Below are 15,156 nucleotides of genomic sequence, written 5' to 3' on the forward strand. Positions count from 1 at the left end.
GAGCTCAACCCTTCACTGCGCCGGAGGTCAGACCGGCGACGATCTTGCGCTGGAAAATCAGGACGATGATGATGATCGGGACCGTGGAGATGACGGCGCCCGCGGCCAGCAGCGAGGCCGGCCGGTTGAACGGATCGGCTCCCACGAAGAAGGACAGCGCCGCCGGGATCGGGCGGGCGTTCTCCGTCGAGGTGAGCGAGATGCCGAACACGAAGTCGTTCCAGGCGAAGAAGAACGTCAGGATCGCGGCGGTGAAGACACCGGGCGCCGCGAGCGGGACGATCACCTTCCGGAACGCCTGCCACGACGTGGCGCCGTCGACCTGGGCGGCCTGCTCGAGCTCCCACGGGATCTCCCGGAAGAACGCGGACAGGGTCCAGATCGCCAGCGGCAGCGTGAAGGACATGTAGGGGATGATCAGTCCCGGCCAGGTGTCGTAGAGGCCGAAGGTGCGCCACATGTCGAACAGCGGGCCGACCAGCGAGACCACCGGGAACATCGCGATGGCCAAGGCCATCGTCAGCACGAGCTTCTTGCCCTTGAACTCCAGGCGGGCGATCGCGTAGGCGGCCAGCGTCGCGATGATCACCGACAGCACCGTGGCGATCAGGCTGATGCCGATCGAGTTGAGGATCGCCCGACGGAACTGGGCGTACTCGTCACCGGTGAGCAGGTCCTTATAGTTCTGCCAGCCGGCGCTGTCGCCGTCGGCCGGGAAGAACCCCGGGCTGCCGTTGGTGATCGCTTCCTGCGACTTGAAGGACAGCGAGATGATCCAGGCGACCGGCAGCAGGCACCACAGGAGGATGAGCAGACAGCCGATGGCGGTTCCGAGCTTTCTCATGCCCTCATCCCTCCTGCCGCGCCGCGGCGAGGTCGACCCGGAACAGCTTGACGATCAGGAACGCGATGAGCAGCACCGAGAGGAACAGCAGCACCGACAGCGCCGAGCCGATCCCGAGCTGGAACTGCTCGATGGTCTGGCGATAGGTGAGGAACGAGATCGACTCGGTGTTCACCGCTCCCGCCGTCATCACGAAGATGTTGTCGAAGATCCGGTAGGCGTCGAGCGCCCGGAACAGCACCGCGACCATGATCGCCGCACGCATGTTGGGCAGGATCACCTTCCACAGCCGCTGCCACCACGTGGCGCCGTCGACCTTGGCGGCCTCGATCATGTCCTCGGAGACCTGGGCCAGGCCGGCCAGGAGCAGCAGCGACATGAAGGGCGTGGTCTTCCAGATCTCCGAGACCATGATCGCGATGACCGCCGGTGTGGTCTCACCGAACCAGTTGAAGGTGGCGTCCAAGCCCGGGATCCAGGAGTTGACGAAGCCGTTCTGGTAGCTGAACGCGAACTGCCAGGCGAAGCCCGAGACCACCGTGATGATGCCGTAGGGGATCAGGATCGAGGTGCGGATGACCCCGCGGGCGAAGATCACCCGGTGCATCACCATCGCGAAGATGAAGCCGATCACGAGCTCGACGGCCACCGTGACGACCATGTAGAGGACCGTGATCCCCGTGACCTTCCAGAAGAGCGGGTCGGTGAGGGCGGTGAGGTAGTTGCTCAGCCCCACGAACTCCTTGTCCTCGGGGGCCGTCAGCGAGTAGTTGTACAACGACAGGTAGAGCGCCCGGAGCATCGGGAACGCGGTGACGATGAGCATCACGACGATCGCGGGCGCCACCAGCTTGCGGCCGAGGGAGTTCTCGGCCCGGGCCCGCTGGTTGTCCGGCGGCGTCGTCGTGTCCGGCCTGGCCTTCTCGCCGGCCGTGGCGACGTAGGAGGTGGTCACAGCAGGGCCTTCCCTTCGAGGACGTCCTTGAGGAACCGCGCCGACTCACGGGGCGTGGACTCGGGGTCGACGGACCGGGGCGAGTGCCAGACGCTCTGCAGCGCCGCCGAGATGGTGGCGTAGTAGGAGCTCTTCGGTCGCGGCCCACCGGAGTCGACGCTCTGGCTGAACAGCTCGAGCAGGTCGGCGGGGTAGGCCTCGGTCAGCTCCTTGGCGTCGTACGCCGACTGGCGAGCGGGCATCAGGCCCGACTCCACGGCGAGCGCGACCTGGGACTCGCTGGTCGTCACGCACTCGGCCGCCTCCAGGGCGAAGTCCGGGTGCTTGGAGAACGCGCCGACGCCGATGTCGATCCCGCCGATGGGGGGCTTGGACTCCTCGCCCTCCACCGTCTCGGGGTAGCGCGCCCAGCCCAGGTCGTCGAACTGCTCCTGGGTCAGGCCTCCGGTGTCGACCAGCGTCTTGTAGTTCTGGTAGACGAAGGTCCAGTTGACCATGAACTCCCCGGGGCCCTCGAACATCAGCCCGAGGCTGGTGCCCTCGTTGGAGGTCGTCAGGTCGGGCTGCGCGGCCTTGGAGTCCGCGAGCTTCTCGATGACCGCCGCCGCGGCCTTGCCGGCCTCGGAGTCGATGTCGACCGAGGCGTCCTTGCCGGCCTCGTTGTTGCTGATGATGTCGCCGCCCGCGCCCTGGATCAGGGCGTTGATCCACACGACGTAGGCCTCGTACTTGTTGGCCTGGACGCCGACCGTGCCGCCGTTCTCGGCGGCGGCGTCGATGACCTGGTCCCAGGTGACCGGCTGGCTCATGTCGAGACCGGCGGCCTCGGCGAGCGACTTGCGGTACCAGAGGACCTGGGTGTTGGCCCACTGCGGGAAGGCGTAGACGCCGTCGTCCCACTTGACGGTCTCCGCCGCGCCCTCGAGCACGTCCTCGTCGGTCGCGGTGGCCGCGCTCTCCTCGGGGAGCTTCTCGAGCCAGTTGGCGTTGGCGAACTCCGCCACGAAGACCGGGTCGAGGCTCATCAGGTCGGTCGAGGAGTCCTCGGCCGCGAGGCGACGGGCCAGCTGGGTGCGCTGGTCGGTGGCGCCCGAGGGCAGCAGCTGCACCTCGATGTCGTACTCGTCGGTGCTGCACTGCTCGGCCAGCTTCGTCAGCGTCGGGACGCCGTCGGGGTTGACGTACCAGTTGAGCGTCGGCTTGCCGGAGTCGCCGGAGCACCCCGCGAGGAGACCGCTGGCCAAGGTGGCGGCAGCGAGGACCGCGATGCCGCGGCGACGTCGCCGTCCCCCACCTCTGCGATCTCTCGGTGGTGCGGATGCGAACGTCATGCGGCCCCTCCCGAATCATGTGGCTGTGCTCACATGGTCTAGTTCTGACCGACGTTTGTCCACTGCCCACACGGGCGTGGCGGGCTCAGGCTCGGTCGGCGGTTCGCCGGATCCCGGCGGCGAAGGTCTCGAAGAGGTCACGCGGGAGGTCGTGGCCCATTCCGTCGATGAGCAGGAGCTCGGCGCCGGGGACGGCGGCCGCGGTGGCGCGCCCTCCGGACACGTGCACCATCCGGTCGGCGAGGCCGTGCACCACGAGCGTCGGCACCCGCACCGACTTCAGGCGCGGGCCGCGGTTGGGCTGGTTGAGGATGGCCAGCATCTGGCGCAGCACGCCCTCGGGGGTGACGCCGCGGTCGTAGGTCTCCTCGGCCCGGGCGCGCACCTCCTCGTCGCTCTGCGGGAAGCCGGGGGAGCCGATCAGCTTCCACAGCGCCGCACTGGCCTTGACGTAGGCCTCGCGTCCCGCGCCACGGTTGGCGAGCAGCGACGGCAGCAGGCTGGGGTGCTGCCAGCCGACGGTGCGCTTGCCGGTGGTCGACATGATGCTGGTCAGGCTGCGCACCCGTGCCGGCTTCACGATCGCCATCGTCTGCACGATCATCCCGCCCATCGAGACGCCGGCGACGTGCGCGGACTCCACGCCGAGGTGGTCGAGCAGTCCGAAGGCGTCCTCCGCCAGGTCGTCCAGCGTGTACGGCGGTCGGCTGCGGGCACCCGCGAACGCGCGTACCAGTGCCGCGCGGCCCACGCGCCCGCCGACCCGGCTGGACCGCCCGGTGTCGCGGTTGTCGTAGCGGATGACGTAGAAGCCGCGCGCGGCGAGCATCGAGCAGAGCTCGGGGTCCCACCACGTCATCGGGCCGCCCAGGCCCATCACCAGCAGCAGCGGCTCGTCGTCGGGGTCGCCGAAGGTCTGGTAGCAGAGCTCGACGCCCTTGCCCACGGGGGCGAACAGCTCCCCGGACACGGCGACATCGGGGACGTCCGGGGTCTTGCGGCGGGGTCGAGAGGACATGACGGAAGTCTCTCGCACCCGACCCGACCTGTCGTCGAACGGGGCCAGGTTGCCGGCCGGAATCGTTACCTGCGCGTAACGTGACCCGGGTGAGCACCCCGACCCTCGCGGCCTTCCTGCTGCCGGAGGGCTTCGCCCGCCCGGCCCTGGCGACGGTCGTGCGCGAGGGCAGCGTGCTCGGCGAGGCCGGGCGCTACATGCTGCGTACGGCGGGCGACCGGCGTGCCCGCCGCAGCGCGCCGTACACCGGGCGGACCCGTCCGCGCGCCGCGGACCCCGTGGTGCTGGTGCCCGGGTTCCTGGCCGGCGACGCGTCGCTCGCGCTGATGGCGCGCACCCTGCGGGGAGAGGGCTTCCGGACCTATCGCTCCCACATCCGGGCCAACGTCGGCTGCACCCTGGACGCCGCCGATCAGCTGGAGGAGCGGCTGGAGTCCATCGTGATCCGGCGCGGCACCCGGGTCCAGATCGTCGGGCACAGTCTGGGCGGGATGCTCGCGCGCGGGATCGCCGTACGCCGCCCCGACCTGGTCGCCGGCATCGTCACGCTCGGCAGCCCGATGCTGGCGCCCGGCGCGCACCACCGGGTGCTCACGGCGAGCGTGGACGTGCTGGTGCGGCTGAGCCGGGCCGGCCTCCCCGGGCTGATGGCGGAGGAGTGCGTCGCCGGCGGCTGCGCGCGCCAGAGCTTCGACGAGAGCCAGGAGCCGATGCCGGCGAACGTCGGGTTCACCGCGGTCTTCTCCAAGCGCGACGGGATCGTCGACTGGCGCGCGTGCGCCCCGGCCGCCGCGCACGCCATCGAGGTCACCGCCTCGCACGTCGGCATGGCGCTCGACCCCCGGGTCATCGACCACGTGGCGGCGTCGCTGCGACGCCACGCGCTCGACTCAGTGGTCGAAGTCGATCGAGGAGTAACTGCGTAGCTTCTGCAGGCGGTGCTCGGAGGTGATCGAGCGGATCGTGCCGCTGCGCGAGCGCATGACCAGCGAGTGCGTGGTGGCACCGCCGCCGGCGTAGCGGACGCCGCGCATCAGGTCGCCGTCGGTGATGCCGGTCGCGACGAAGAAGCAGTCGTCGCCGGTCACCAGGTCGTCGGTGGACAGCACGAAGTCGGGGTCGAGGTTGTGGCCGGCGTCGAGGGCGCGCTGGCGCTCGGCGTCGTCCTGGGGCCACAGCTGGCCCTGGATCACGCCGCCCATGCACTTCATCGCGCAGGCGGTGATGATCGCCTCGGGGGTGCCGCCGACGCCGAGGAGCAGGTCGACGCCGCTGTCGGGGCGGGCGGCCGAGATCGCGCCGGCCACGTCGCCGTCGACGATGAACTTGATCCGCGCGCCGGTGGCGCGGATCTCCTCCGCGAGCCGCTCGTGGCGGGGCCGGTCCAGGAGCACGACGGTCACGTCCTCGGCCTTGCCGCCCTTGGCCTTCGCGACCTGGTGGATGTTCTCCGCGACCGGGTAGCGGATGTCCACGACGTCGGCCGCCTCGGGGCCGGTGGCCAGCTTGTCCATGTAGAAGACCGCCGACGGGTCGTACATCGAGCCACGGGGCGACACCGCGAGCACCGCGACCGCGTTGCTCATGCCCTTGGCGGTGAGCGTCGTGCCGTCGATCGGGTCGACGGCGACGTCGCAGTCCGGCCCGGTGCCGTCGCCGACCTGCTCGCCGTTGTAGAGCATGGGCGCGTTGTCCTTCTCGCCCTCCCCGATCACGACGGTGCCGTTCATCCCGATCGTCGAGATCATCACCCGCATCGCGTTGACGGCCACGCCGTCGGCGCCGTTCTTGTCCCCGCGGCCCACCCAGCGCCCGGCCGCCATGGCCGCCGCCTCGGTGACGCGCACCAGCTCCAGCGCGAGGTTGCGGTCGGGAGACTGGGGGGCGACGTCGAGGGAGGGATCCATGAGCGCATGGTATCGGTGCGATCAGGGTGCGCCGTACGTCTGCACGGCGGTCTCCTTCACCGAGAGCCAGACCTCGCGGCCCGGAAGCAGATCGAGCTCGCCCACGGCGGCGGGCGTGACGTCGGCGAGCAGGTCGGTGTCGGCCGAGACCAGCAGCCGTACGGCGTCGCCGTGCGGCGCCGCGCTGACGACCGCTCCTCGCCACCGGTGCCGCGCGGAACCCTCCGGCCTGAGCAGCGAGACCGTCACCGCGCGCGGGCTGAACGAGCGGAACGTGTCGCCCTCGCGCAGCACGTTGAGCCCGACCAGGCGGGCGACGTGGTCGGTGCGCGGGTGGGCGGCGACCTCGCCCGGCGTGCCGTCCTGCGCCACCCGGCCCTCGTCGAGCACCAGCACGCGGTCGGCGAGGGTGAGGGCGTCGATGGCGTCGTGGGTGACCAGCAGCGCGACGCCGTCGTAGCCGGCGAGGTGGCGGGCCAGCTCCACCCGCAGGGCCGACGCGACACCGACGTCGAGTCCTGCGAACGGCTCGTCGAGCAGGAGCAGCGCCGGGTCGGTCGCGAGCGCGCGGGCGATCGCCACCCGCTGCGCCTGCCCGCCCGACAGCTGCCCCGGCCGGCGTGCCGCCAGGTCCGCGACGCCGAGACGGTCGAGCCAGCCCTGGGCGGTGGCCTCGGCGGCGGCGCGGCGGGCGCCTCGCGAGCGGGGGCCGAAGGCGACGTTCGCGAGCGCGGAGAGGTGGGGGAAGAGCGACTGGTCCTGGAAGACGAAGCCCAGATGGCGCTCGCGGACCAGCCGGGCCGGGTCCGTCCAGCTCTCGCCGGCCACGGTGACCGAGCCGGTCATCTCGACCAGCCCGGCCAGCGCCCGCAGCAGGGTGGTCTTGCCGGCGCCGTTGGGGCCGATCACGGCCACGACCGAGCCGGGCTCCGCGGCGAGCGACGCCTCCAGCCGGCCGGGGACGTGGATCCGCGCCTGCAGGCCGCTCACGGGGTGGTCAGCCATCGGTTGCGCAGGGCCGCCAGGATCGCCACGGAGGCGACCAGCAGGATCATGCTGAGGGTGCGGGCGACCTCGGGGTCGCCCTGGAGGGTCGTGTAGATCAGCGAGGGCATGGTCTGCGTGGTGCCGGGGTAGTTGCCCGCGAAGGTGATCGTGGCCCCGAACTCCCCGAGCGAGCGCGCCCACGCCAGCACCGCTCCGGCCAGGACCCCCGGCATCGCGAGCGGCAGCGTCACCCGGCGGAACGTCGTCCAGCGGGTGGCGCCCAGGGTGGCCGCCACGACGTCGTAGCGCTCGCCGGCGCTGCGCATCGCCCCCTCGACGCTGAGCACGTAGAAGGGCATCGACACGAAGGTGTGCGCGATGACCACCGCCGGGGTCGTGTACGGCAGCGAGACCCCGCCCTCGCGCAGCAGCGGGCCGAGGAGCCCGCCGCGGCCCAGTGCCGTCACGAGCGCCACGCCGGCGACGACCGGCGGCAGCACGAGCGGGACGGTGACCGCCGCACGCAGCAGGGCGCGACCGCGGAAGTCGACCCGGGCCAGCAGCCAGGCCAGCGGGGTGCCGAGGACCAGGCAGGCCACGACCGTCGCGCCGGAGGCGACGGCGGTGAGGCGCAGCGCCTCCCGCACCTCCTGGCTGCGCAGCCGGTCGAGGAACGTGCCCCATGGCGTGTCCAGCACCAGGCTGACCAGGGGCAGCACCAGCAGCGCGGCGGCGAGCGCGGCCGGCACGAGCAGGACCAGGGGAGGCCGCCCGAGGCCACGGCCGGAGGCGTCGGTCACGGCGGACCGAACCCGGCGTCCCGCAGGACCCGCCGCCCGGCGTCGGAGAGCACCAGTGCGACGAAGTCCTGGGCCAGGGCGGGGTCCATGGCCTGCTCGAGCGGGGCGATCGGGTACGCCGTGACCACCTCCTGGGCGCCGGGGATCTCGAAGCGGCGTACCTCCTCGCCGGCCGCGACCGCGTCGGTGGCGTAGACGAGCCCGGCGTCGGCCTCGCCGCTGGTGACCTTGGCGAGCACCGCCTTGACGTCCACCTCGAGGCTGGCGGGCTCGGCTCGCTGGCCGGTGGCCTCGAGCAGGGTGGTCGCGGTCCGGCCACACGGCGCGGTCGCGACGCAGACGACGTAGGTGACCTCGCCGGAGGCGAGATCGGCGTACGACGTGATGCCGGCCGGGTTGTCGGCCGGGGTCACGAGCACCATCGTGTTGGTGGCGAAGACGACCGGGTCGGCCGCGAGGGCGTCGGCCGCGCGGTCCATGGTCGTCGTGTCGGCGGTGGCGATCACGTCGGCCGGCGCGCCGCCCACCGCCTGCTCGGCCAGCGTGGCCGAGGAGTCGAAGGCGAGCCGGACGGTGACGCCGTCGTGCTCGGCCTCGAAGTCCTCGGCGAGCGCGGTGAAGCTCTCGGTCAGCGAGGCGGCGGCCAGGACGGTGATCGTCGTGTCGTCGTTGCCCCCGCAGCCCGCGAGGGGGAGGAGCAGGGCGAGGCAGGCCAGCGTGGGCAGCGGCCTCATCAGGGGCGCTCCACGACCACGTTGGTGGACTTGACCGACGCGACGGCGCGCACGCCGGGGGCGAGACCCAGCTCGTCGGCGGCCTCGGCGCTCATCAGCGAGACGATCCGGTACGGGCCGCAGATCAGGTCGACCTGCGCCATCACCGTGTCCTTCTTGACCCGGACGACGATGCCGGTGAGCCGGTTGCGGGCGCTGACCGCGGCGGCCCGGCCGGGGTCGGGGTCGCGGGAGTCGGCCAGGGACTCCGCCAGGACCGCGAGGTCGGCGCCGTCCACCACGGTGCGGCCGTCGGCGACCGAGGCCTCGACGCGGCCGGCCTCGACCCAGCGCCGCAGCGTGTCGTCGCTGACGCCGAGGATTTCGGCGGCCTCCGCAACTCGGTAGCTGGTCACGTCGAGAGTCTGCCGCACGTGCGGTCAGGTGGCCAGCCACAATGCCGCGACTGCGGCGGCGAGGCTGAGCGGGGTGAGCGCGAGGGAGACCCGGTGGAAGCGGCGCAGGTCGGGGCGCTCGCCGTACCGGCCCAGGTGGCGGGCCCACAGCAGGTTGGCCAGGGAGCCGCTGTAGGTGAGCCCGGCGCCGATGTTGAGGCCGAGCAGCGCGGCGAGCACGGCGGTGTCTCCGAGGGGGGCGAGCAGCGGCACCAGGAGCAGGGTGGCCGAGAGGTTGGTGAGCAGGTTCGCCAGGACGGTGGCGAGCGCCGCGATCAGCGCCAGGGCGCCGAGGGTGGTCGAGCTCGGGAGGGCCCGCGCCACCAGGTCGCCGAGGAAGCCCTCCGAGATCGCGGCCACCACGACGCCCAGCGCCAGGACGAAGCAGGCGAAGCCGGGATGGGCGGCGCGGAGCACCTCGCGTGCGCCCACCAGGCGACGGCGGCGCCCCCAGCCGACGAGCACCAGCGCCGCCACCGACGAGACGGCGTACGGCTCGAGTCCGAGCGGCGAGGTCACCGCGAAGCCGGCGAGCATGAGCGCCACGACCGCGACCGGGAACGGCTCCATCGCGGGCGCGCCCACCTCGCCGCCGTCGGACACGGGCGTCGACAGCTCGCGGCGGAACACGACCCGCAGGGCGACGTACTCCACGACGAGCACCGCCGCGAGCACCGGGGCCATCGTGAGGGCGAAGCCGGCGAAGGTGAGGTCGAGGTGGGGCATGGCCAGCAGGTTGGTGAGGTTGGAGACGGGTAGCAGCAACGAGGCGCTGTTGGCCATCCGCAGGCAGGCGTAGGCGCCCGGCGTCGGCGAGGTGCCGATCGCGACCGCGGCGCCGACCACCACCGGAGTGAGCAGCACGACCGTCGCGTCGAGGCTCAGCACGGCGGTGACGGCGGCGGCCACCAGGAACGCCGCGGTGAACAGCCGGCGCGGGCCGTGGGCACGGTCCGGCCCGGGGCGCAGCAGGCGGCCGAGGGCCGCGAACAGCCCGGCGCGCGCGCAGACGTCGGCGACCACGAGGATCGTGGCGAGGAAGGCGACCACGGGCGCCAGGTGCCGCAGGGCCTCGCCGGCCCGGTCGAGGGGGACCAGGCCGGTGGCCAGCACCGCGCCGGTCGCGACCACGGCGACCAGGGCCTCGACGCGTCCGGAGGGGTGCCGGTAGGCCGTGACCAGCAGCGTCAGCAGCGCCGCGACAGCGACCAGCTCGGCCGACAGCTGGGCGAGGGTCGGCACGCGCGCAATCTACGACACCTGTGAGGATGGGCCTCGTGAGCGACAGCGAGAAGCCGGGCCGGTACCCGCGCTCGGCCAACAGCCTGATCGCCTCGCTCGTCGTCACCCTGCTGGTCGTCGCCGCGTTCGTGGTCTTCCGGGCCGTCACGCGCGACAACCAGGAGATCGAGCCGGAGGCGGTCGACTACCTCGAGACGGTCGAGCAGATCCAGGGATCCGGTGCCCGCGTCGCCTACCCGCGTGAGCTGCCCGAGGGCTGGAAGGCGACCAGCGTGGCGTTCACCCCCGGTGAGCGGGGCGCCTTCGGGCTGTCGATGCTCACCGACGACGGGACGTTCGTCGGGCTCCGTCAGGAGGACGAGGGCGTGGACGACCTGCTGGAGACGTACGTCGACGAGGAGACGGTCGAGGGCGAGACGGTGGACATCGACAGCCAGATCGCCCGGACCTGGGAGAGCTACTCCGACGAGGGCGGCGACCGGGCCTACGCGACCGAGCTCGGCGAGGACACCCTGCTGGTCTTCGGCTCGGCCGACGAGGACGACCTGCGGCTGCTGATCGAGTCGCTGACGACCGAGCCGGTCTCCTAACCCTCGTCCTGCTGGTCGTTCTGTTGGGCCAGCACCGCGTCGAGGCGCTGCCGGGCGCCGTCGAGCCACTCCTGGCAGATCGTCGCGAGCTGCTCGCCGCGCTCCCAGAGGGCCAGCGACTCCTCCAGGGTGGTGCCGCCGGTCTCGAGGCGGCGTACGACGTCGAGCAGCTCCTCGCGGGCTGCCTCGTAGGAGGGGGTGGCGTCGTCGGTCATGCGGGCTCTTCTTCCTGGTGCGGTGCGGGGTCGGGGACGGTCGAGTCGACGGTGGCGGCGATGCGGCCGTCGGCCACCCGGACGCTCACGGCGGCGCCGGCGCCGACCGCGTCGATGGTCGTGACGACGTGGCCGTCGGCGTCCTGGAGGACGGCGTAGCCGCGCTCGAGCGTGGCCAGCGGGGACAGGGCGCGGGCGCGGGCGCGCTGGTGGCCGATGTCGTCGGCGGCGCGGTCCAGGGCATGGCGCAGCGTGCGGCGGCTGCGCTCGAGCAGCGCCGCGAGCTCCGCGCCGCGGTCGTCGATGAGGGTGCGCGGGTCGGCCAGCGACGGTCGCTCGCGCAGGGCGTCGAGGCGGTGCTGCTCGTGCTCGACGCGGGTGCGGACCGCCTGCCGCATCCGCAGCCGGGCCTGCCCGAGGCCGGACAGCTCCTGGTGGACGTCGGGGACGACCAGCTTGGCCGCGTCGGTGGGCGTCGAGGCCCGCACATCGGCGACCAGGTCGAGCAGCGGCGAGTCCGGCTCGTGGCCGATCGCCGAGACGACCGGCGTACGGACCCGCGCGACGGCGCGGATCAGCCCCTCGTCGCTGAACGGGAGCAGGTCCTCCACCGCGCCGCCCCCGCGGGCGATGACGATGACCTCGACGGCCGGGTCGCGGTCGAGCCGCGCCACCGCCTCCATCACCTCGGCCGCCGCGCGGGTGCCCTGCATCGCCGCGTGCACCACCTCGAACGCCACCGCCGGCCACCGCCGGCGGGCGTTGTCGAGGACGTCGCGCTCGGCGGCGCTGTTGGGCGCCGTCACCAGCCCGACCTTGCCCGGCAGGAAGGGCAGGCGGCGCTTGAGCTCCTGCGCGAAGAGGCCCTCGGCGGCCAGCAGCTGGCGGCGCTGCTCGAGGCGGGCCAGCAGCTCGCCGAGTCCCACCATCTTGATCTCGCGCGCATAGAGGGAGAGCGTGCCGCGGTTGGCGTAGTAGGACGGCTTGGCGTTGATGACCACGCTCGCGCCCTCGACCAGTGGCGGGTTGAGCCCGTCGAAGAGCTGGCGCGAGCAGGTCACCGGCACCGACACGTCGGCCACCGAGTCGCGCAGCGTCAGGAACACCGTCCCGACCCCGGGCCGGCGGCTCACCTGCGCCACCTGCCCCTCCACCCAGACCGCTCCCAGCCGCTCGATCCACCCGGCGATCGCGTTGGCGATCTGTCGAACCGGCGCCGGCGACTGCGCAGACGTCTCCAGTGCCATGCCCGCGACCCTAGGCCACGCCTCCGACCGGGTGGCGGGGTGCGCCAGTTTCACCGGGCACCCGGTGAAACTGGTGCCTCCCGTACGAAACTTCGTTAGGGAGGCGTGAGTTTCACCGGGCACCCGGTGAATCTCCTCGGGCTGGTGGCGCCGCCGGCGCCGACTCGGCGACGCACGGCGCCGCCCGTAGACTGGGCGCCATGACGATCGACCTGGGCACGCCGAGTCTGCTCTCGCCCGAGGAGGCCGACAAGGCCGTCCTGCTCGCGGCGCCGCGGGGCTACTGCGCCGGGGTGGACCGGGCCGTGGTGACCGTCGAGAAGGCGCTGGACCTGTACGGCGCGCCGGTCTACGTCCGCAAGCAGATCGTCCACAACAAGCACGTCGTCGCCGACCTGGAGTCGCGCGGGGCGGTGTTCGTCGAGGAGCTCGACGAGGTGCCGGCGGGGGAGACCGTCGTCTTCTCGGCCCACGGGGTGTCGCCCGCGGTGCACCGCCAGGCCCAGGAGCGTGAGCTCAAGACGATCGACGCGACCTGCCCGCTGGTGACCAAGGTCCACCACGAGGCCAAGCGCTTCGCCGACGACGACTTCGACATCCTGCTGATCGGCCACGCGGGTCACGAGGAGGTGGAGGGCACGGCGGGCGAGGCGCCGGACAACATCCAGCTCGTGCAGAGCCCCGCCGACGTCGCCAACATCGTGGTCCGCGACCCGGCGCGAGTGGCGTGGCTGTCGCAGACGACGCTGTCGGTCGACGAGACGCTGGAGACCGTGGCGGCGATCCGCGAGCGCTTCCCGCTGCTGCTCGACCCGCCCAGCGACGACATCTGCTACGCCACCCAGAACCGCCAGCTCGCCGTCAAGGAGATCGCCCGCGGCTCCGACCTCCTGATCGTCGTCGGCTCCGGCAACTCCTCCAACTCGGTGCGCCTGGTCGAGGTGGCGCTGGAGGCCGGCGCCAAGGCCTCCTACCGGGTCGACGACGCCTCGGAGATCGACGAGACCTGGCTCGACGGCGTGCGCAGCGTCAGCGTCACCTCGGGCGCGAGCGTCCCGGAGGCGCTGGTCGAGGGCGTCCTGTCCTACCTCGCCGAGCGCGGGTTCCCGGATGCGAAGGCGGTGCACAGTGCGGAGGAGTCGCTGATCTTCTCCCTGCCCAAGGAACTGCGCCGCGACCTCAAGGCCGCGGGTCGGAGCTGACGCTCCCGGTCCGGTCGGCCTCCCGCGTCCCGGCGGCGGGCCACACGACGAAGCGGTAGGCCACGAAGTTCAGCACGAAGCTGACGCCGATCGCGACGAGCTTGGCGCCGAGCACCAGCAGGTCGTCGGGCCCGACGACGTCCTCGAGCAGCGCGAGCAGGCCGTGGATGACCAGCGGCTGGACCATCCAGAGGGTCACGGCATTGGTGGCGAGGAAGAGCGCGGCGTGGCGCAGGGTCAGCCGGTCGGCGCGGAACGTGAACAGCCCGTTGACCACGAAGCTGAACGTCATGCCGGCGATGGTGGACACGCAGTTGGCCGCGAGGATGCCGAGCCGGTCGTGCAGCAGCATGAACAGCACGACGTCGATGAGCGTGTTGGCCACGCCGACCGCCGCGAAGCGCACCAGGACGGTCCCGCGACGCGGAGCGGACCCGCTCAGGACGCACCGTCCCGCCGCGTCGCGCCCGCGGGGGGCTCGGTCCGCGGCGTCCGGGGCAGCGACCGTACGCCGGCACGCTCCCCACGCGCGGCGAGCGCGAGCGAGTACAGCGGCCGGTCCTGCACCTCGACGTAGACGCGTCCGAGGTAGCTGCCGATCACGCCCATCATGATCAGCTGCAGCCCGCTGAGGGCGAACATGCCGACGCCGAGGAAGGCCCACCCGGGCACCGCCTGCTCGGGCACGAACAACCGCACCCCCAGCACGTAGACGGCCAGCAGCAGGCTCAGGAACGAGATGACGTAGCCGAGCCGGGAGATCCACCGCAGCGGGGCGGTCGAGAAGCCGAGGATGCCGTTGGCGGCGAACGCGATCATCTTGCGCAGCGGGTAGCCGCTCTTCCCGGCGTACCGCGGGTCCCGGTCGAAGAGGAGCGCCTCCTGGCGGAAGCCGACGTGCGCCACGATGCCGCGCAGGAAGCGCTCGTGCTCGCGGTAGCGAGAGACCTCGGCGACGACCTTGCGGTCCATGAGCCGGAAGTCGCCCACGTTGCGAGGGATCTTGATGTCGGCGAGACGGTCGAGCAGCCAGTAGAACCCGTAGGCCGTGGTGCGCTTGAACACCGAGTCCTTGCGGGTGCGGCGCTGGGCGTAGACGACGTCCACGCCGTCCTCCCACATGGAGATCATCTCCATGCTGACGCGCGGCGGGTCCTGGAGATCGGTGTCCATGACGATCACGGCGTCGGCGTCCGTGGCGGCGTCGAGCCCGGCCGTGACGGCGATCTGGTGGCCGCAGTTGCGCGAGAAGCTCAGGACGCTCACGCGGGTGTCGGCGTCGCGGAGCTCGAGGAGCTTGGCCAGCGAGTCGTCGCGGCTGCCGTCGTTGACGTAGATGAACTCGAACTCGAGGTCGCCACGGGCCTCGGTGGCCCGGACCAGCGCGCTGTGGAAGGCACCGATGTTCTCGGACTCGTTGTAGACGGGCAGGACGTAGGCGACCTTCGGCGGCGCCTCGTCGCGCCCGTGCTGGTCGGTGGGCTGGTGCAGCTCAGACATCGGTTCGCTCTCAGGTCCTCGATCGGCTCCGCGGCTCCGGCCGCGGCGGGCATCCGGCGTTCCTACCCGTCCCGCCTGCGTCGACGCTGTGGATCAGCCATGACGATGCTACGTGGCCGCGCGCCGCTCGCCCCGCATGGTCCGCCGTCC

17 protein-coding genes are annotated in these 15,156 nt (G+C 72.1%); 3 read left to right on the forward strand and 14 right to left on the reverse strand.

The window, feature by feature from the left end; genetic code table 11:
* Window positions 1-4: 4 nt before the first annotated feature.
* From LQ940_RS04005 to LQ940_RS04020, 4 genes are all read right to left on the reverse strand, one after another.
* Window positions 5-844, reverse strand: a complete 840-nt coding sequence (locus tag LQ940_RS04005; protein ID WP_231243279.1) for a carbohydrate ABC transporter permease — start codon at window positions 842-844, stop codon at window positions 5-7.
* A 4-nt stretch (window positions 845-848) separates the two neighbouring features.
* The gene (locus tag LQ940_RS04010; RefSeq protein WP_231243280.1) at window positions 849-1,799 is read right to left on the reverse strand and encodes a carbohydrate ABC transporter permease; all 951 of its coding nucleotides are present in this window, start codon (window positions 1,797-1,799) and stop codon (window positions 849-851) included.
* Window positions 1,796-3,130, reverse strand: coding sequence for an extracellular solute-binding protein (locus LQ940_RS04015; RefSeq protein WP_231243281.1), 1,335 nt, complete (start codon window positions 3,128-3,130; stop codon window positions 1,796-1,798). Before LQ940_RS04015 ends, LQ940_RS04010 begins: the two co-directional genes overlap by 4 nt.
* A gap of 85 nt (window positions 3,131-3,215) precedes the next feature.
* Window positions 3,216-4,148 (reverse strand): alpha/beta fold hydrolase, encoded by a 933-nt coding sequence (locus LQ940_RS04020; RefSeq protein WP_231243282.1) that lies wholly within the window; start codon window positions 4,146-4,148, stop codon window positions 3,216-3,218.
* 89 nt (window positions 4,149-4,237) lie between these two features.
* On the opposite strand from LQ940_RS04020, the gene LQ940_RS04025 reads away from it, so the two are divergent.
* Window positions 4,238-5,074: an esterase/lipase family protein gene (locus LQ940_RS04025; RefSeq protein WP_231243283.1), complete on the forward strand. Its 837-nt coding sequence runs from the start codon at window positions 4,238-4,240 to the stop codon at window positions 5,072-5,074.
* Here LQ940_RS04025 and glpX read toward each other — a convergent pair.
* The 6 genes from glpX to LQ940_RS04055 are packed head-to-tail and all read right to left on the reverse strand — an operon-like array spanning window position 5,039 to window position 10,252.
* Complete coding sequence (gene glpX, locus LQ940_RS04030; protein WP_231243284.1) at window positions 5,039-6,055, reverse strand: class II fructose-bisphosphatase; 1,017 nt, start codon at window positions 6,053-6,055, stop codon at window positions 5,039-5,041. The two genes, LQ940_RS04025 and glpX, sit on opposite strands and share 36 nt — an antisense overlap.
* A gap of 21 nt (window positions 6,056-6,076) precedes the next feature.
* The gene (locus tag LQ940_RS04035; RefSeq protein ID WP_231243285.1) at window positions 6,077-7,060 is read right to left on the reverse strand and encodes an ABC transporter ATP-binding protein; all 984 of its coding nucleotides are present in this window, start codon (window positions 7,058-7,060) and stop codon (window positions 6,077-6,079) included.
* On the reverse strand, window positions 7,042-7,842 hold the full coding sequence (locus tag LQ940_RS04040) for an ABC transporter permease (RefSeq protein WP_231243286.1): 801 nt from the start codon (window positions 7,840-7,842) through the stop codon (window positions 7,042-7,044). The genes LQ940_RS04035 and LQ940_RS04040 overlap by 19 nt, the downstream gene beginning before the upstream one ends.
* Window positions 7,839-8,576, reverse strand: coding sequence for a molybdate ABC transporter substrate-binding protein (gene modA, locus LQ940_RS04045; RefSeq protein ID WP_231243287.1), 738 nt, complete (start codon window positions 8,574-8,576; stop codon window positions 7,839-7,841). The genes LQ940_RS04040 and modA overlap by 4 nt, the downstream gene beginning before the upstream one ends.
* Entirely contained in the window at window positions 8,576-8,971 is a 396-nt protein-coding gene (locus LQ940_RS04050) for a TOBE domain-containing protein (protein WP_231243288.1), read from the reverse strand. The genes modA and LQ940_RS04050 overlap by 1 nt, the downstream gene beginning before the upstream one ends.
* Before the next feature lie 24 nt (window positions 8,972-8,995).
* Window positions 8,996-10,252, reverse strand: a complete 1,257-nt coding sequence (locus LQ940_RS04055) for an SLC13 family permease (protein WP_231243289.1) — start codon at window positions 10,250-10,252, stop codon at window positions 8,996-8,998.
* 35 nt (window positions 10,253-10,287) lie between these two features.
* On the opposite strand from LQ940_RS04055, the gene LQ940_RS04060 reads away from it, so the two are divergent.
* Window positions 10,288-10,842: a DUF4245 domain-containing protein gene (locus LQ940_RS04060; RefSeq protein WP_231243290.1), complete on the forward strand. Its 555-nt coding sequence runs from the start codon at window positions 10,288-10,290 to the stop codon at window positions 10,840-10,842.
* Here the strand turns inward: LQ940_RS04060 and LQ940_RS04065 are convergent.
* Together LQ940_RS04065 and xseA are read right to left on the reverse strand one after the other, a co-directional pair.
* Window positions 10,839-11,057 (reverse strand): exodeoxyribonuclease VII small subunit, encoded by a 219-nt coding sequence (locus LQ940_RS04065; protein ID WP_231243291.1) that lies wholly within the window; start codon window positions 11,055-11,057, stop codon window positions 10,839-10,841. The genes LQ940_RS04060 and LQ940_RS04065 overlap by 4 nt on opposite strands.
* Window positions 11,054-12,304, reverse strand: a complete 1,251-nt coding sequence (xseA, locus tag LQ940_RS04070) for an exodeoxyribonuclease VII large subunit (RefSeq protein WP_231243292.1) — start codon at window positions 12,302-12,304, stop codon at window positions 11,054-11,056. Before xseA ends, LQ940_RS04065 begins: the two co-directional genes overlap by 4 nt.
* Before the next feature lie 200 nt (window positions 12,305-12,504).
* On the opposite strand from xseA, the gene LQ940_RS04075 reads away from it, so the two are divergent.
* On the forward strand, window positions 12,505-13,506 hold the full coding sequence (locus LQ940_RS04075) for a 4-hydroxy-3-methylbut-2-enyl diphosphate reductase (RefSeq protein ID WP_231243293.1): 1,002 nt from the start codon (window positions 12,505-12,507) through the stop codon (window positions 13,504-13,506).
* On the opposite strand, the gene LQ940_RS04080 is transcribed toward LQ940_RS04075, so the two are convergent.
* The gene (locus tag LQ940_RS04080; RefSeq protein ID WP_231243294.1) at window positions 13,484-13,912 is read right to left on the reverse strand and encodes a GtrA family protein; all 429 of its coding nucleotides are present in this window, start codon (window positions 13,910-13,912) and stop codon (window positions 13,484-13,486) included. The genes LQ940_RS04075 and LQ940_RS04080 overlap by 23 nt on opposite strands.
* Window positions 13,913-13,944: 32 nt before the next feature.
* The gene (locus LQ940_RS04085; RefSeq protein ID WP_231243295.1) at window positions 13,945-15,006 is read right to left on the reverse strand and encodes a glycosyltransferase family 2 protein; all 1,062 of its coding nucleotides are present in this window, start codon (window positions 15,004-15,006) and stop codon (window positions 13,945-13,947) included.
* Window positions 15,007-15,156: the final 150 nt, after the last annotated feature.

This window comes from Nocardioides sp. cx-173 (genome assembly GCF_021117365.1).
Taxonomy (GTDB): domain Bacteria; phylum Actinomycetota; class Actinomycetes; order Propionibacteriales; family Nocardioidaceae; genus Nocardioides.